At 56.6% G+C, this 17,003-nt stretch carries 14 protein-coding genes and 1 pseudogene; 10 read left to right on the top strand and 5 right to left on the bottom strand.

Going from position 1 to position 17,003, the window contains the following annotated elements; genetic code table 11:
• The first annotated feature begins 19 nt into the window (after positions 1–19).
• Entirely contained in the window at positions 20–1,300 is a 1,281-nt protein-coding gene (locus Thiofri_RS10060) for a molybdopterin molybdotransferase MoeA (RefSeq protein ID WP_009151268.1), read from the top strand.
• Positions 1,297–1,548, top strand: a complete 252-nt coding sequence (gene moaD / locus Thiofri_RS10055; RefSeq protein WP_009151267.1) for a molybdopterin converting factor subunit 1 — start codon at positions 1,297–1,299, stop codon at positions 1,546–1,548. Before Thiofri_RS10060 ends, moaD begins: the two co-directional genes overlap by 4 nt.
• A 112-nt stretch (positions 1,549–1,660) precedes the next feature.
• Here moaD and Thiofri_RS10050 read toward each other — a convergent pair whose 3' ends face one another.
• Genes Thiofri_RS10050 through Thiofri_RS10040 form a run of 3 tightly spaced genes read right to left on the bottom strand, consistent with a single transcriptional unit; the run spans position 1,661 to position 5,246 of the window.
• Positions 1,661–3,139 carry a coiled-coil domain-containing protein gene (locus Thiofri_RS10050; RefSeq protein ID WP_009151266.1) on the bottom strand — a complete coding sequence of 493 codons (1,479 nt, stop codon included), beginning with the start codon at positions 3,137–3,139 and terminating at the stop codon, positions 1,661–1,663.
• A 32-nt stretch (positions 3,140–3,171) separates the two neighbouring features.
• Positions 3,172–4,077: a DUF6384 family protein gene (locus tag Thiofri_RS10045; RefSeq protein ID WP_009151265.1), complete on the bottom strand. Its 906-nt coding sequence runs from the start codon at positions 4,075–4,077 to the stop codon at positions 3,172–3,174.
• Positions 4,074–5,246, bottom strand: coding sequence for a hypothetical protein (locus tag Thiofri_RS10040; protein WP_009151264.1), 1,173 nt, complete (start codon positions 5,244–5,246; stop codon positions 4,074–4,076). Before Thiofri_RS10040 ends, Thiofri_RS10045 begins: the two co-directional genes overlap by 4 nt.
• A 717-nt stretch (positions 5,247–5,963) precedes the next feature.
• On the opposite strand from Thiofri_RS10040, the gene Thiofri_RS10035 reads away from it, so the two are divergent.
• From Thiofri_RS10035 to Thiofri_RS10015, 5 genes are all read left to right on the top strand, one after another.
• Positions 5,964–8,651: an ATP-binding protein gene (locus Thiofri_RS10035; protein WP_009151263.1), complete on the top strand. Its 2,688-nt coding sequence runs from the start codon at positions 5,964–5,966 to the stop codon at positions 8,649–8,651.
• Positions 8,652–8,849: 198 nt separating this feature from the next.
• Positions 8,850–10,382, top strand: a complete 1,533-nt coding sequence (locus tag Thiofri_RS10030; RefSeq protein ID WP_009151262.1) for a DHH family phosphoesterase — start codon at positions 8,850–8,852, stop codon at positions 10,380–10,382.
• Positions 10,383–10,546: 164 nt separating this feature from the next.
• Positions 10,547–10,801: a hypothetical protein gene (locus Thiofri_RS10025; protein WP_143742042.1), complete on the top strand. Its 255-nt coding sequence runs from the start codon at positions 10,547–10,549 to the stop codon at positions 10,799–10,801.
• 47 nt (positions 10,802–10,848) lie between these two features.
• Positions 10,849–11,073, top strand: coding sequence for a hypothetical protein (locus tag Thiofri_RS10020; protein WP_009151261.1), 225 nt, complete (start codon positions 10,849–10,851; stop codon positions 11,071–11,073).
• Positions 11,073–11,471 (top strand): type II toxin-antitoxin system VapC family toxin, encoded by a 399-nt coding sequence (locus Thiofri_RS10015; protein ID WP_009151260.1) that lies wholly within the window; start codon positions 11,073–11,075, stop codon positions 11,469–11,471. The genes Thiofri_RS10020 and Thiofri_RS10015 overlap by 1 nt, the downstream gene beginning before the upstream one ends.
• 73 nt (positions 11,472–11,544) lie before the next feature.
• Here Thiofri_RS10015 and Thiofri_RS10010 read toward each other — a convergent pair.
• Both Thiofri_RS10010 and Thiofri_RS10005 read right to left on the bottom strand, forming a co-directional pair.
• Positions 11,545–12,289: pseudogene (locus Thiofri_RS10010) on the bottom strand (IS4 family transposase); the annotation flags it as partial.
• Between the two features lie 212 nt (positions 12,290–12,501).
• Positions 12,502–13,932 carry an integron integrase gene (locus tag Thiofri_RS10005; protein WP_009151259.1) on the bottom strand — a complete coding sequence of 477 codons (1,431 nt, stop codon included), beginning with the start codon at positions 13,930–13,932 and terminating at the stop codon, positions 12,502–12,504.
• A 316-nt stretch (positions 13,933–14,248) separates the two neighbouring features.
• On the opposite strand from Thiofri_RS10005, the gene Thiofri_RS10000 reads away from it, so the two are divergent.
• From Thiofri_RS10000 to Thiofri_RS09990, 3 genes are all read left to right on the top strand, one after another.
• The gene (locus tag Thiofri_RS10000) at positions 14,249–14,596 is read left to right on the top strand and encodes a hypothetical protein (RefSeq protein WP_009151258.1); all 348 of its coding nucleotides are present in this window, start codon (positions 14,249–14,251) and stop codon (positions 14,594–14,596) included.
• 161 nt (positions 14,597–14,757) lie between these two features.
• Positions 14,758–15,231 carry a hypothetical protein gene (locus tag Thiofri_RS09995; RefSeq protein ID WP_143742041.1) on the top strand — a complete coding sequence of 158 codons (474 nt, stop codon included), beginning with the start codon at positions 14,758–14,760 and terminating at the stop codon, positions 15,229–15,231.
• A gap of 141 nt (positions 15,232–15,372) precedes the next feature.
• Complete coding sequence (locus Thiofri_RS09990) at positions 15,373–16,806, top strand: hypothetical protein (protein WP_009151257.1); 1,434 nt, start codon at positions 15,373–15,375, stop codon at positions 16,804–16,806.
• Positions 16,807–17,003 lie beyond the last annotated feature (197 nt).

Here is a 17,003-nt window from a genome sequence, read left to right as displayed (position 1 = left end):
CTGCCGAGTATTTGCGACCATGACCACCGCCACCGACTCCAACACCTGCGACTCAGCCAGCAACACGACACTGACAGTTGAAGAGGCCATCGCGCGCATTCTCGCCATTGAGCATCCGCCGCTAGAGCTGGAACACCTGCCGCTGGATCAGGCCCTCGGGCGCATTCTGGCCAAACCTGTCGTCAGCTCGATTGATCAGCCCAACTGGGACCACAGCGCCATGGACGGCTATGCGCTGCGCCATGCCGATCTGCGCCGCGACCCGCCCGAATGGCCCGTCAGCCAGCGTATCCCGGCGGGCAGCCATCCCGGCCCCCTCGCCCCCGGCACAGCCGCGCGCATCTTCACTGGCGCACCGGTACCAGAGGGCGCAGACACCGTGGTGGTGCAGGAAATCTGTAGCCAAGATAAGGATAAGCTGTACATCGCGCCCGAGGATCTCGCGCGCATCAAACCAGGTGCCAACATCCGCCAGCGCGGCGAGGACATCCGCGCAGGTGATCACATTTTAGACCCGGGTACCAAACTCGACCCCCAGCATCTGGCGCTCGCGGCTTCGCTCGGCGCGGCAGAGCTCCAAGTCTATCGGCGCCTGCGCGTTGCCATTCTGAGCAGTGGCGATGAACTGGTCATGCCGGGCCAGCCCCTGCAACCCGGACAGATTTATAACTCCAACCGCTTCATGCTCGCCGGCTTGCTACGCGCCCTAGGCTGCGAGGTCATTGACCGGGGGATGATCCCGGATCGCTTTGAGCCGACCCTGAAGGCATTGCGCGAGGCCGCCGACCAAGCCGATCTGGTCATCGCCAGCGGCGGCGTCTCGGTCGGCGAGGAAGACCATGTCCGCCCGGCGGTCGAGCAGCTCGGCAAGCTAGATGTGGCCCGAGTGGCGATGCGCCCCGGCAAGCCCATTGCGGTCGGGCACATCGGCCAGGCCGCCTTCCTCGGCAGCCCCGGCAATCCGGTGTCGCTCTTCGTCACCTTCGTGCTCTTTGCCCGACCGCTGATCCTGAAACTCCAGGGAAAGCTCCGGGGCATGAGCAGCGACCTATTGCCCCACCCCCGGCGCGTCAGCGCCGATTTCGAGACCAAAAAGCCAGACAAGCGCCGAGAGTACCAGCGCGCCCGGCTGGTTCCAGGCGACGACGGCCAGCCCCGGGTTCAAGTCTTCCCCAGCCGATCCTCAGCCGCCATCACCTCGCTCACCTGGGCTGATGGCCTGGTGGTCATCCCCGAGCGCACCCGAATCAGTCGCGGGGATATGGTCGACTTCCTGCCCTTTAGCGAGCTGCTGAGATGATCCGCCTGCTCTATTTCGCCAGCCTGCGCGAGGCACTGGACTGCGAGGGCGAGGACTATCCGCTCGAAGCCCCCATCACAACCGCAGAACTGCGCGCCCAACTCGCCATGCGCGGCCAGCCTTGGTCCGATGCGCTTGCCCTCTCTCAATCAGTGCTTGCCGCCGTCAATCAATCCATCGCCAGCGCTGATGCCATCATCAAGCCTGGTGATGAAGTGGCTTTTTTTCCTCCAGTAACCGGTGGTTAACTTGGGATGCTCGGTCCCGCCACCTGCGGCAAGGGTCTCGAGCCCCCAGGGTTCTCGCGTGCGCAATCACGGCCTTGATGGTAAAGAAATCGAATCTGCACCATTTTATTGCTTAGAACCCACCCCCGGTGCGAAAGCCACCGCCTCGGCCACCTCCGCTCGGGCGTCCTGCCCCGCTGCGCCTTCTGCTTGAAGTCCGGCCAGGCTTCCCAGAGAGCACGCCGCCCAGATTGCCAAGATCGCCCATGCCGCCGGCCCAGACGCTACCGCGACCGAAGCTTCCGGAGCCGAAGCTCGGATCGCTGCGCGGCGGGCGATAGCGTTGCTGTTCCTGGAGCACGCGCCAGAGTCCGTGGCGGTCAAGCATGCCATTGAGAAAATTGCCGAGCATGAGTGTGATCAGGGCGCCGTCCTTGAAAGTCGAGCCGGGGCGATCATAGCCACTGCGTTTGACGTCCAGCCGCAGGGCTTCAAGCTCGCTCGAGCGCTTGCGCTGCTGGACGAGAGTTTCGCCCAGGCTCTTGAGCGAGACCTCGAGCAAACGGCGCTGGTCATCGCGCTCGAGCAAGCGCTCGACAATGAGGTCGTCGTCCGGGAAGGGCGTTTTCAAGGCTTCTCGCCGCAGTGCCATCAGGTCGTCACGCTGCAGCTCGGCTGCAAGAACGTCTAGCGCCTGCTTGGTGTGCGGATCATCGCCGCTAGCGAAGCGGGCTTTTTCCGAGCCAAGCTCCTGTTGCCTCGCCTCGGCGGCTTCGATGCGAGCGTCAATTGCACTCAATGCCAGCTGTGCCTTCTCGAGCTCGGCTTGCAGTGCTGGAATGCCGTCGGCCTCGCCTGCGGCAGTGTCCAGGCTTATTAGCGCATCAATGACGGCGTCAGCCGCTGCCTTGAGCGCTTCGGCATGCTCGCCCAAGCGCTCGGGGATTTCATTCAGCCGAGCAAAATTAGCGCGGGCATCGGCAAACCCAATAAGCCGCGCGACCTTGCCATCGAGCCAGCGTGCGAGGGGATTGGCCTTGTAGGCCGAGGTGCCGTAGTGGCGACGCCAAAGATACATGAACATCGGATCCGCTCGATAAGAAGCGCCCTTCTCCTCCATTTCCTGCGCGCTCTGGACAGCCTTTTCCTCGGCGTGCAGGGCGGTGCGCTCGGCTTCGTTAGCCTGCTCGCGCTGACGCCGATAGTCAGGGTCGGCATCGAGTCGGGCCTGGGTGCTGGCCTCGGCAGCATCGACGACCTCGGCTGCGCGCTCCACCTCGTCAGCCTGGTCCATGCGTTCGGACTCCAAGCGCGCACGTTCGTCCTCGGCGGCTGCCATGCGCTCGTCGAGGCCTTGCAGAGCCTGCTCGCGCGCCTGCAAAAGCGCCATGACTTGCTGCTCCGCCTGGTCGATATGACGGAGCAAGTCATCGCCGGTCAGCAAGTCGATGCGAGTCCGCGCCAGCGCGCGATAGTCCTCGGCATCGGCTTGCTGGAGCTGCAACCCTTGAGTGTTGGCGGCCTGGATGCGCTGCTCAAGCTCGGCAAGCCGGGTGCGCTCCGCAGCCATGGCCTGGTCGATGGAGGCCAGGGTTTGTCGCCCAGAGATCATCTTCGTCTCCTTACCAGGTTCTCACCAAGTCCTTACCACTGGGTAATGGCGCCGCCGGTGGTGCGCATCTCGTAGCTGGGCGTCAGCGCGCCGCGCGCTTTCTGGCCGAAGCTGTTGTGCTCGATAATGCCGTCATCCTGCTTGTCGCGGGCGACTGCATCGAAGACCGGCTTGTCCACGCGCAGCCCCCAGGCGGTCACCATTTCCGTCTTGCCGGTTTCTTCGTTGGTGATGGGGACCCGGAGCACCCCGCCGCTCAGGTCGACCGCTTCGACGATGATGTAGTAGTTGCGCGCCTGGGTGTTGATGTCCGGAATACGCCAGACACCAGTTTGCTCGCCCGGTCGGTTGAGGATCCGCAAGCTGTATTCCTGACGCAGGATGCTCTGCATGGCGTCAAGAGCGGCCAGTGCCTGGCGGGCAGCGTCAGTGTCGCCGCTCCGAGCGGCGGCCTGGCCGGTTTCAAGCAGTTGTTCCGCTCGGGCGCGCGCTTCGCCTGACTGGGCGATTGCAATAGTCTCGGCATGAACTTCGGCGAGCTGGTGCGGCAGGGCCGCATCCGGTGCCACAAAGATAACGTAGTTGAGCGCCCAAGCAGCGATCACGGCGGTTAGACCACCAAGGAGCCATTTCCCCCAGCGCCCGCGACTGACATAGACCCACGCGAACGTAACGGCAAGGCTGCGCACGGGCGGCTTGTAGACGAAACGGTCTTCCTTCAGGGCCGCGACGCCCTCCTCGAGAATCTGATCCGAAACCTCAATACCCTGGGCGTGATAGATCTTGTGCAACCGGTCCTTGAGATCCTGCTCGCGCCCAGCGCCGTCGAGCTCGCGCTTGACCAGACGCTCGCGCCTGCGCAGGGTGTCGACCACGTCCATGGCCAGCATCAGGTCGTCGAGCGGCGCAGCGACCGCCGAGCTGGTCTGGGCGCTCATCGGGTGAGGGGCGCCAGGCCCTTACCTTGCTCGGCCAGCCGGGCGAGCTTGCGTTTGCCGTCTTCGACCGCGTTGCGAATTTCGGTGGCATTGGCGGTGCTCTGCGCGCGCATCTCCTCAATGATCTCGTGCGAGCGGGTCTGCCAGTCGACCACTGAGTCGACCAGCTTCTTGACAGCGTCGGCGCGCACCGTGGGCCCATAACCGGCCTTGACGGCCGCCTCCTGCACTTTGCCGCCAATGTCGGCGAGCACCTCAAGCGACTGGCTGACGCCTTCTTTCATCGCCTCGACGGTGCGAGTCCCTTCGTGCAGCCCGAACATCCCAGTGAAGGAGGCGGTCAGCGCGGTGAGGACCACCTCATTGGTGCTGAAGAAGCTCACAGCCTGGGCATAGACCCGCTCCTTGGCGTTGGTCGTCTGCACTAGGCGAGCCATGACCACCTCGGAAGTGTTATAGGCGATGGTCAGATTGTCCGACAGGTCTTTGGCGATCTGGTAACGCTTCTCTTCGTCTTGCAGGGCGCGGACTTTTTCATCGCGCGCCAGTTCGAGCTTGGCACGCTCCGCGGGCTCCTCGCCCTGAAAGCCCTCAATCGCTGCCATGGACGTCTTCACCTCGGCCTTGGCCGCATCGAGCCGAGACTCCGCAGTCTTGAGCACCTCAAGCGCCAGCACCTCAGATTCCTTCAAGGCGCCACGGAAGTCCTGATAGGCTTCTAGGATCTTGTGCTCGCGCTGGATCTGGTCGCTGGTCGAAGCGGTAACATCCAGGTATGTGTCCTTGATTTTGTCGAAGCGACTAGCGATGTCGCCGCGAGTAACCTTCATCCAGGCATTGCTCATACGCTCGAAGGTGTCGATCTTGCCGTCTTCGACCTGATCGACCATCGATTTAGCATCGTCGCGAATGCTGTTGAAGGCCTTGGTGATCTCCTCGTAGCGCTGGCCAATCTCCATGGCCTGCACCTGCTCGCGCACCACGTCGTTGAACAGCGAGGACTGGCTCAGGGTGCGGGCGATGGCGGCGACGCGACCCTCGTCAAGCTCGGAGATCTGGTTGAGCAGGGTGATGATGGGCGCGCGCTCGTCACGTTCCTCGGGCAGCAGTCCTAAGTCGTGCAACTGCGTCATAGCCTTGTCAAGGTATTGCATGGGGGTGGCAGACATGGCGATTCCTATAAGATCGGGTAAGATCGGGTAAGATCGGGTAAGATCGGATAAGATCGGGTAAGATCAGGGAGGTCGTGACGTCGGCACGGTTAAGCGTTGAAGCGCAGCCGTTTTTTGGCGAACATTCGGCTGGCTGCAAGCAACTTAGTTTACCCTTATGATCCAGAGAGATTCAGACTTCTTGACCCAGAAACAAGGGAATGAGCTCTTTAACGCGCGACTCCGCTCCCGTAGGCTTTCCAATCGCCAGTTTCGTTCCGTTAAGGACCAGCAATTCAGTCTTAGGCGAAGAGAAACTGACGGCTCCTGCCGACCAGCCCGCGAGTCTTTTTCTCAATGATGGTCTCTAGCCCAATCCGCCGCCAAGCCCATCAGACGGCTATTGGGCCACACCCAGTCATCAGCGACAAGCATCAGCGTATCTCCCGACCACTTCCGGCCCGAAATTGGCAATGAGATCGATCAATCTATAGACCTCTGTTCTTCCGCGAGCTGCTATATTGTTTGGACAGACTTCAGTTTTTTGCCGAGCCCATCACGCCATTGCCCTGACAGGGAGCTCTCGACGCCGTCGCTCCCGGCTCCGCAACCTGCAACAGATGGAGGTCGCTTCAGCCCTGTGCCCGCCCAAGCGGCGGCCACTCTGCCCAAGCCATTGCATTGTTCCAATCTCACGCTCAGCCCCCAAGCCCGGCGCAGCCGACACCGGAGTCCATGCCGAAACCGGTGCCCAAACCTGTACCCAAACCAGTACTGGGCAGGCTGCTTCCGCCACTCACCCTCTTGATCACTCTGCTTCTCGCCGGCGCCATCTGGCTGCTCATTGACCTGCACCGAAACTACCTAGACGAATCGCTTGGAAACCTGGCCCTTGACGTCCGCCACGAGGTCGAGCTTTCGCTGGAGGAGCAAGCCGATGGGCTTTTGGTCGCAGCGCAGGTCCTCGCGCAGGATGCCGACCTGCAACAGGCGCTCGACGATTTTGATCGCGCCGCGCTGCTCGCCCAATGGAGCCCCTTGTTCGCAAGCCTGAAGCAGCGTCATGAAGTTACCCATTTCTATGTCATCGGACCTGACCGCCGCTGCCTGGTCCGGCTGCACCAGCCGGCACGTCATTCCGATCTGATCGAGCGCTTCACCACGCGCGAGGCAGAGCGCAGCGGCGAGCCGGCCGCTGGCATCGAGCTTGGCGCTCTGGGCTCCTTTACGTTGCGGGCCGTGGTGCCCGTTCGCGCCGATGGGCGACTACTTGGCTATGTCGAGTTAGGCAAGGAGATCGAGGACGTCCTCACAGACGTTAGCCGTCATCTTGACATCGAATTGGCCGTACTGATCGACAAATCCGGTCTCGACCGTGCACGCTGGCAGGAGGGCATGCGCATGCTCGGCCGCAAGTCAGACTGGGACAGATTCCCACAGCAGGCGTCGAGCTTTGTCTCCAATTCGGCGCTGTTGGACGCACTCGAGCCCCGGACTGCCGCCGAACAGGAGACCGAGCGCCTCAGGGCGAACGAAGACCAAGGGGTCAAGGGAAAGCGTTTTCGCGCCCCGGATGGCCAGGTTTGGTGGCATGCCCGTCTGGCGTTGCGCGATGTCGCGGGCATCCAGGTGGGCGACTTGGTAGTCTTTCGCGACATCAGCGCCGAAGAGACGAACTTCTACCGGCTACTCGGCATCAGTTTGCTCGCCGGGCTTGTCTTGCTGCTGATACTGCTTGGCCTGGTCATCGCACTCTTGCGCCGCGCAGACCGCCAGCTACTCGCGCAACAGCAGGCATTGCGCGACAGCAATCAACTGCTGGACAGCCTGGCACGTATGGTTCCCGGCTATTTGTTTCAAATGGAACAGCTTGCCGATGACCGCCTGGCCATCCCATTCGTCTCCGATGGCTTCCGCGACGTTTGCGGACTCTCGCCCGAGACCGTGCATGACGATGCGCAACCGGCCCTCGCACGCATTCACCCCGAGGACAGCGCGCCCTTTATGGAATCGATTCGGGAGTCCGCGCGGACTCTGAGCCTATGGCAGTTGGATTTCCGCGTGCTGATCCCCGAGAAGGGTTCGCGCTGGCTGCGTGGCATGTCGCGTCCGGAACAAATGGCGGACGGGCGCGTGCGCTGGTACGGCTATACCGCCGACATCACCGAGCGCAAAGCCGACGAAGAACGCCTGCTCGACACCAATCGCCAGCTCGCTCAAGCATCCGCCAAGGCCGAAGCGGCCAATCGCGCGAAAAGCCAGTTCCTAGCCAACATCAGCCATGAAATCCGCACGCCGCTAAATGGCGTACTCGGCACCCTGCAACTGCTCGAAGACAGTCATTTGGATGAGGATCAGCGCCGCCTGCTCGCCACCGGGCTCGAGTGCGGGCAGACCTTGTTGCAGCTCATCAATGACATTCTGGATTTCTCCAAGATCGAGGCCGGCATGCTGGAGCTGCGCCCGAGCACCTTCGCACCCCGCGAGTTGCTGAACGCCATCTGCGCCATTTTCGCACTCCAGACAAAGCCAAAAGCCGTGCATCTCGAATACAGCGTTGCGCGGGAGGTACCCAGCTTGATGCGCGCCGATGCCGGTCGCCTGCGTCAGATCCTGCTAAACCTGATTGGCAACGCCGTCAAATTCACCGATCAGGGCCGGATCGACATCAGACTAAAGGCCACACCCACGGCGAATGTGCCTGGGCAATGCCAGCTGCAATGCACCGTTGAAGACACCGGCATCGGCATGGACCCCGCAATGGTGGATCAGCTCTTTGAGCCCTTCACCCAGGCCGATGCCTCCGATACCCGACGCTACAAAGGTACAGGGCTTGGACTATCTATCGTCAAGCGACTGATCGATCAGTTCGGCGGCGACATTCAGATTAATACCAAACTGGGTGACGGCTGCCGCATCCAGTTCTCGCTGCCTGTCGAGGTCGTCGCACCAGCCCCTGATATCGCCTCGCCCGATCCCCTCGCAGTCCAACAAGGCATCGCCTCGGCGGAGCCCAAACAACCAGCTAACAGCACCGGGGCCAAGCTTCCCCTGTCCATCCTGGTCGCCGAGGACGAACCGGCCAATCGCCTGGTGGTACAAAAGTTACTGGCTAAGCTTGGGCATCAAGTGACCTGCGTCGAAAACGGCCAGTTGGCGTTAGACGCCCTAGCTGCCGGGCACTTCGATCTGATCTTGATGGACGTACAGATGCCCAAGCTCGACGGCCTCGACGCTACACGCCATATCCGCACCGATCCCCAGGCAGACTGGCCGCGCGATATCCCCATCATCGCCCTGACGGCGCATGCGTTCGAGCAGGACGCCGATCACTTTATCGCCGCAGGCATGACCGACTTTCTGCCCAAACCGATCGATTTTGCCGCTCTGAAGAAGCTGCTGGCGCGCTATCGGCAGCTATGATGAGATTGATACAGTCGCGACGGCCTCTGATTGACCGACGCAGTACATCGTTTATGCTCACTGCGACGGCTTATTCAAGCCCATGCTCAATGCGCCCGAAGCGAGCCTGACATCCACAAGATAGGTGCTCAGGGCGGTGACAGGGCCAATTTGGAATTGCTGGAATCAGACACCCAATTTGACTGATAGAGGCGCATCATGCTGCATTTACAAGACCTGCACGATTTTCCGGCCGTTGTCATCCAATGCCACAACATTCCAGATGCCGACACCATCGCGTCGGCCTTTGCCCTAGGACGTTACTTCGAGCAGCGTGGCACACCGGTCAAACTGGTTTACGCCGGACCATGCCCGATCAGTAAGCCCAATCTCGCGCGCTTTGTCGAGGCGCTGGACATTCCCCTCGTTTATCTTCGCGATGCCAGCCGCGATCAGCTCAGCTTATTCCCGAATGAGCCGGATCGGCTGCTTATCACCGTTGATTGTCAGCATGGGGCGGGAAATGTTCAGTTGATCGAAAACGACGCTGTCTGCGTGATTGATCATCACATCAAGGAAAAAGACCTTGCCCGGTTCGAACTCATCGAGCCTTATCTCGGCAGCTGCTCCACCGTGATTTGGAAACTGCTGCAACAGGCCGAATTCGATTTTTCCGCCAATCCCGATGTCGCTACGGCACTCTATTACGGCTTGTATACCGATACCAACAGCTTTGCTGAGCTCTTCCATCCGATGGATCGGGACCTGCTCGACCATCTCGATTTCGACGCAAAACTCATCAAAGAGCTTAAAGGATGCAATCTGGCCAAAGAAGAACTGACCATCACCGGAGAGGCCCTGCACCGCGCCCGTTACGATGATGCACGCGGGGCAGCGATCTTCGAGGCGCCCCCCTGTGATCCAAACATCCTTGGCTTTATCAGCGACCTGGCAATGCAGGTGCAGGATGTGAATGTGATTGTTGGCTTCACACCCATTAGCGGCGGCATCAAACTGTCGCTCAGGAGTGCCACCGCAGAAGTGATGGCCAACGAACTGGCCGGATTCCTCACCGAAGGTCGCGGCAGTGGCGGCGGAAACAAAGAAAAGGCTGGAGGATTCCTGAGCCTGCCGGAGTCAGACACCGGGGCTGGCGATTTTCTGTCGCACCGGCTGGCCAAGTATTTCGACAACTATGACAAGATCATCTCCGGAGCCTACCAGCCCGATACAACGGACATGCCCCGCTACAAGAAAAAGCCGCTTCAGCAAGGCTATGTGCGACTGAGCGACCTCTACTCCGAGGGCACGGAAGTGATTGTCCGCACCCTTGAAGGCGATGCCTCATTCACCGTCTCTGCCGATACCTATCTGATGATTGGGGTTCAGGGCGAAGCCTACCCCATCGACCGACAGAAGTTCGAGCGAAGCTATATCCAGGAGGACGGGACTTTTTCATTCCTGCCTGCGGCCATGACCGAAGCCTTTTACGCCCCGACAGTGAAAGACAAGCTGCGGCATGAGTCGATTGATCTGCTCCCCCACGCACGTCCGTGCAAGGCATCAGGGGAAACCTTTATTCATGCCAGCCCACTGGAACGCAACACCAAGGTTTTCACACCCTGGTACGCGGACGGCTACATGCACGGCAAACCCGGCGACTACTTGGCCGTGCGCAGTGACAGCAACAGCGACCTTTACATCATTGCCGCACCGATCTTTCAGCTAAGTTACGAACCACTTCCTGACTAAAGGCTCATCGTGTGGCTCTAGCCCAATGTCGTTAACTTAAGCGCCATCGCGCGGATTTTGCTGAAATTATCGCCTCGATTCCCGATTTTCACCCAATGGAGTACAACCAATGAAGCGCCACACACAAATTGTAAGCGCTCAGTTAAGTACATCTAGCCCAGCCCATGGCGATCAGCCACGATGCCCACCACATGAACAGCGCGTTATGCCAGCTTGGCGGGAGTATTTTTGTTTGCAGCGGCGACAAAGCGCTGAAGCTTTCCGGTGCCAGTTCAGAGTTTCTGGAGTGCAGTTATTCCGGAGTGGCCGTTCGGCTGGTTCTGGATACAAGCAAGATTTCACGACTAAATGACACTCTCGATGAGCTTCGACGGAAAGGCGAAAAAGTCGCATCTCACGGCTTAGCGCCCGATGGATAAATGCTTAATAGTTAGGCCCGCATTTTAAATACTGAAAGGTATGTTTTATGTCAGTAAGTGAAGTTATCCCTATTATTACGTCTTTATCGCATACTGATAAATTCAGACTGATGCAGGTTATTCTGACGCAACTGGCTAAAGAAGACGGGGTTCCCTTGCAAGCTGAACCAGCCAGTCAGCAAGACCCTCTATTTGATATTATCGGTATTGCGGAAGGAGAAGACAGTGACGTGGCACGGCGGCATGATGCTTACCTGTACGGTGCTTCATAATGCAGAGCATTTTTGTTGATACTGGCGCATGGTATACAGCAATGGTTCGCAAGGATCGGGATCACGAAGCGGCAAAGCTTTTCCTGAAACACAATACATCGTCGCTGATTACAAGCGATTATGTCATGGATGAAACCGTCACTTTGTTATTGTCCCGTGTGGGTCACAACTATGCAGTGAAGTTTCTTGATATGCTGCAAACCAGTCAGAAAATTCGGCTAGTTTACCTTACTCCGACACAGATTGCCGCAACAGCAGTCTTGTTTCGTGAACGGGCAGATAAAGAATGGAGTTTTACCGATTGCTCGTCATTTGTCCTCATGCAGGAGTACCAGATTCAGATTGCGTTTGCATTTGATGAGCACTTCAAACAGGCAGGTTTTCAGGTTAAACCGTAGAAAGCGCCTAGCGAATCGCTCAAGGTCGACCACCCGCCGTCGAACTTTTTTGGTTTTATTTTGAGCTTTGTGGCGGTGTGCTTGAAGCTCAGTTGCCTGGGAACTTGGTCGGCCAGCAAAGCGGCTTGGGCCATCAGCAAGCGGATCAGGTTGTAGGCCAGTAAGTAGACCCACAGTTCCTTGATGGCCATCTCCGGGGTCTTGCAGCGCAGTTGTGCCATGCCGAGGGTGGTCTTGATGTTGCGCAGATCCAGCTCCACGTTCCAGCGGCGCAGGTAGAGCACCTTGAGTTTGTTCTTCGGGGCCGCTTTGGCATCCAGAAAGGTGGTGACCATGATTTTCCCACCGGCTGCGAACTCGCGCACCTTCAGCGTTTCCGGAGCTTGCGCGTACTGCTCCTGCGTCATCCAATCCGGTCGCTTTTTTGGTTTCTCCAGCACCAGCAAATGATCACGCGCGCCGAGCGTCTCCCCGGTTTTGAAGTCGGTGCTGCGTTTGCGTGCGCCGTGCTGCTCGAACACCCCATCGACGCCCCGGCGCACTAATTCGCAGAGCAGAAAGTAGGTCGGGTAGAAGGCGTCGCCGAGCAGGATATCGTCCGCAGCGAGCGCATCGAGCATGCCGCGCAGCAACGTCTGCTCATCGCTGCCCCTGCTTCCACACTGGCCTTCGCACGGGCCAGTGGCGGCATCGAGCAATGCGCCACTGCCCAAACAGATCAGTGCCACCATGCGGCAGATCGGAAAGCCCATGCCGGGTTTCTGGCTGCTCGGCTGCGGATAGACCGCTTGGTTCTCCTCCGTGTCAGACATGGTCATGTATAGTTCAATTTGGCAGGATTCCCTGTCTTCTAGCTCATGCAGTTTTTCGCCGTCACGGTGCCGTTTTTTTTGTGCATTTTAACAATGACTTACGACCGGCGCAGTGCATGAATGTTGCGGGTCGAAAAAGTCCATGAATCAGTTCAAATTGAACTACCTACCCGGGGCCCATTTGACGGATGCGAAATCGCCGGCCGGCAAATGTGCATTTAGAGCAACCCATCCAACGGACTGCGCACTCCCTGACAGCCGCGATTAAGCACATGGGTGTAAATCATGGTAGTCGACACATCCGCGTGCCCCAGCAATTCCTGCACCGTGCGAATGTCATAGCCCGACTCCAGCACATGGGTGGCGAACGAATGGCGCAGGCAATGGCAGTTCACCTTCTTCGCGATCCCGGCCCGCGTTCCCGCCGCCTTCACCGCCTTCTGCAAGCCATTTTCATGCACATGATGCCGGCGCATCTTCCCGCTGCGCGGGTCCACCGACAGTCGGCCGCTTGGAAAGACATACTGCCAAATCCATTCCTTAGGCGCATTCGGCCACTTGCGCGCCAGCGCGTCCGGCAGAAACACCTCCCCAAATCCCTGGGCCAAATCCTGCTCATGTAAAGCGCGGACTTTCTCCAGCTGCTCCCGCAGTGGTTGCTCCAACCGCCCCGGCAGCGGCACCACCCGATCCTTCTGTCCCTTGCCATCGCGCACCACAATCTGATGGTACGCAAAATCGATATCCTGAACCCGCAGGCGCACGCACTCCATCAGCCGCATTCCCGTCCCATAGAGCAAAGCCGCCATCAAATGCTGGGTACCTTCGATGCCCGTCAGCAAGAGCGCGACCTCCGAGCGCTCCAGCACCACCGGCAGCCGCTTCGGCCGCTTCGCCCGGACGAAGTCGCCCATTTCGTCCATGGACCGACCCAACACCTGCCGGTAGAGAAACGCCAGCCCATTCAGCGCCTGGCTCTGGGTACTGGCCGACACATTGCCTCGCACCGCCAAATCCTCAAGGAAGGCACGCACGCGTTCCGCACCCAGCTCCGTCGGGTCGCGGTTGTCGCAGAACAGAATGAAACGGCAGACCCAGGCTTCATACGCCTGCTCGGTGCGGATTGAATACTTGCGCCGGCGAATCTCCGCAATCATCCGCTCGAGCAGCGCGGAATGATTTTCCCTCACCGCATCCAATGGCGAGCGCGCATTGCGCTTTGGCTTGAAGGCGATTCCTGATGGGGGTTGCTCGTCCACCTTGGCGGCACCCGATGCCTCGGTCTCGCGCGTGATCGTGGGATGATCCGTCTCCAGCGCCCGCGCAGAATCGCGCCAGAACCCCCAATCCACCTGCCCGACCAAGGGTGCATTCGCGGTCTCCAGCAGATTCTGTATAGCATCGACAGTTTGGACAAATTGCCAGTCCTTGATTCCGCCTAGCCGACCGGTGTGTTCCAGGTAGCCGCTCACATCATCGACGCTGTGTTGCGCCAGTCGCTTGCCCGCAAATGCCTTGAGGTAGGCTTCCGCCCGCCGCACAAGCCACCGAATCGCGTTCTCCTTGACGCCTTTCGTCCGCGCCCGCTCAATAAAGCGATCCCAGAACCGATCCATGGCGTCTCTTGTTGTTGCTCGATGCGCGGGCATGTGCTAGCCTCGAATTCACAGACAGGAAGTGTTAGATTTGGAGCGCCTGCGAAAACATTGTTTTCAGGCTCGGCGCTAGACAGAATCTATGCTAACGGTGCTACACGGATTCTGTCTAGCACGCCTGACCAACTTTCTGTCTAGTAAACTGTTAGGCGCTCAATACGTCCAGTGTCTAGCGTATCCATTAAGTAACGTTTCATTGATAAGTAGTGCATTCTCTATAATCGCAGGCCAAGTTCTAAAAGGCTTACGATTTGCAGAGGTGTTCAACTTATTTTTTACACGTTACTAATCGTGCTAAAGGAAAAAAGAAATGAAAAAAGTCGTGATTACCTCGTTCGTAATGTACTCGGTTTTTCAACTTGGAGTTGCAAATGCGGATTTTAAAGTAGTGGAGGATCCAACGCCTGGCCAGCAAGTCTATTGGACAATGCAAAATGATAAATCATCACCATGCGCTTGGTATGAAGTTTGGGAAGTACTGGCAATTCAAAATGGTGTGGTAAAGCTAAAAAAAGTGAAATCACCAAGCGTCTCATTTACTGATGATGAAACGTATCAGGAATTAGGCAAACTCAAAAGCTGGTCATCTGAGGAAGATGCCAAAAAATCTTCTGATTCGAACAAGTGCCATCTCAAGCACAGATTTGAGGGCAAGTAGTCGCTTAAAATAATCGCCTAACAAACGCCTCCAGTCCGACCGCTCGCTCCGCTCGCGGCGGCTGAGGCTGGCGTTAGGCCACTTAGGAGAAAATTAAACTCCGTTATGTTACCAATTATCAAATATTCTACAACATCATTCCACAACGAAGGTACATTACAATGTCTCATAAGAACTTACTGTTTTCGGTGATCATGCTGCTATCAGCGAGCAGCACTAGTGCTGAGCCCATTACTATTTTTGGAGTTAATATTACAATGACTCCTGAAAAAGTATTGACGACAATAAGCGAACGCGGGTTGCAATGCCAGCCAGTATTAAAAATGTATCAGTGTAGAAGACCAAATGATATTTCGGTTATTAATCTGAATTTTCAACCGGGCAGGACTTATATTAATTTTTCATGTGGCATTTTTGACGTATGCTCGCTTGGCATGGAAAAAGTTGCCCGACAGTTGATGCAAGAAGATACTGTGCCGGTTTCTACAATGGAACCTACTTCATGGGGTCTATACTGGGAAGCAAAACCGGCATATTGTGGTATTGGCGAAGATGGAGATCGTCTTTGTGTGACGGATGGCGGCATTACCATTGAGCAATTTCGATATGGGAAGAGCGAACCAAACTTTAACTGAACATGGAATCAAAGAATCAAAGAAGAATCAAAGGGGTCTGGAATCAAAGGGGTCTGGATCGAATTGTTGCCGCCTGTGCTGTAATCAAACCGATCCCGGCCCCATAAAACCGGCCCCATAAATAAGTCTCAGGAGAATAAAATGTCTGAATTAGCTATCGGAGAGACGGTCACGCATAAAGCGCGCCGGGAATTTGGAGTAGGTAAGATTTTTAAGGTTTACGATAATGGCAAGGTTGCTGTAGAGTTTCCGGATTCTTCAACCAAGACGCTAATTTATAAAGACAAACCTTACACGACATTCACATACATCTCGAGAGATTGCCTAGTGCCTGCTGGTTCTTCCAATAGTAGGCAGTTAAAAAAGGCTAAAGGTGCCAAACAAACTTCTTCGATGAAGCAGAGTTATTTAGATTACTACATTCCGCTCGTAGCGAAGTTTTGTAGCCAGCTGAAAATGGGTCAGTTTGATGATCTCGAAAGACTTTCTCAACCATTTTTGCCTCTTTTTGGAGACAGCTATGAACACTCCCAACAAAAGCTCCTTATAATCGGGCAGGATACTTATCAATGGTTTCCTGCTGATCAATTCATTGCCGGTGAGCTAGCTGAACCTGGCAGTGGTATTAATAAAGCTTTTGAAAATGTGATTCAGGGGTATCAGTTTCGCGATTGGGGTCGAAATACCCATTCTTTTCTGGGCTTCGTAATGGGGTTACTCGGTTCAGTAAACGAAATCGATGATTGGACAATACTCAAAAGGGGAAGCGGCTATGAGAAAGTGCTTGGCTCATTTGCCTGGGGTAATTCAAACGCAATCGAGGTATGGGCAACAATAGAAAAGTATAAGGAACAAGGCTTGCCACATCCCTCTCAAGAAACATGGGAAGCTGCGCGCGAGGCGAGTAAGCATTTTAATAAACTAGAGCACATGCTTTTGACGTTAAAACCTAAGACAGTCTTGATTCTTAATAGCGGCTTAGAAATAGAAGATTTTTTTGCTGGTTTAGATTTTGAAGGGTTAGGTAAGATTGGCGAGCGATTTTTGCGCTACAGGGTCAGGAATTTTGATGTGGATGTTTATCATACATGTCATCCATCCTACATGAGGAACCGTGGTGGCCCATTAGGTTTCATTAGAGAGTTTCATGACATTCTTGAAGAAAAGAATAGTGTACGCATTGAGGTCTCAACGCTTCTCCAAAGCGAAGCAGAAAAAGCTAAGTCAGAAGACGAAGCTCTGCTTGATTTTATACGCGAACATGCACCATCAGCTGAAAAAGCAGACAAGTATGAGCTTGTTGCTTGGGTTGCTGCAACTTTAATAAAACATGATGCGTTTATGGTGGTTCCTACTTTGGCTGAAATTCTTAATGATAAGGGGTTTAAGACAGACTACGACACAGAGTATTCTGGAGGGCGAGGGACCTATCGATTAGTTAGCTCGACTTATATCAGGCTTGAGAAGGATGGGGCCATTGACGAAGCGCGTTATGTTGCGGAAGCATTTAGAAAACCTGATTTAACCTATGCTTACTGCAGTGATGATGAGTCAGCCGAAAGTGAATTCAATTGAATTAAACGGGTCAGGTTCGGTATTATTTTCAAGACCGAATCTAAGCCATCAAATCGCCGGCCTTGATCATAAGTCCGCCCAAAACCCAGCGTCACCGGTGGTTGTGCTTCTGCCAAGCTCGTCAAAACAGACACTTAGCCTGGAGCGTCGGAGACCGCAGCAGAAAGTGGTCGGAGTTATGATCAAGGCCAAATCGC

This window comes from Thiorhodovibrio frisius, assembly GCF_033954835.1.
GTDB lineage: Bacteria > Pseudomonadota > Gammaproteobacteria > Chromatiales > Chromatiaceae > Thiorhodovibrio > Thiorhodovibrio frisius.
The sequence above is the reverse complement of the archived record's forward strand: the minus strand, read 5'-3'. Positions and strand labels throughout refer to the sequence as shown.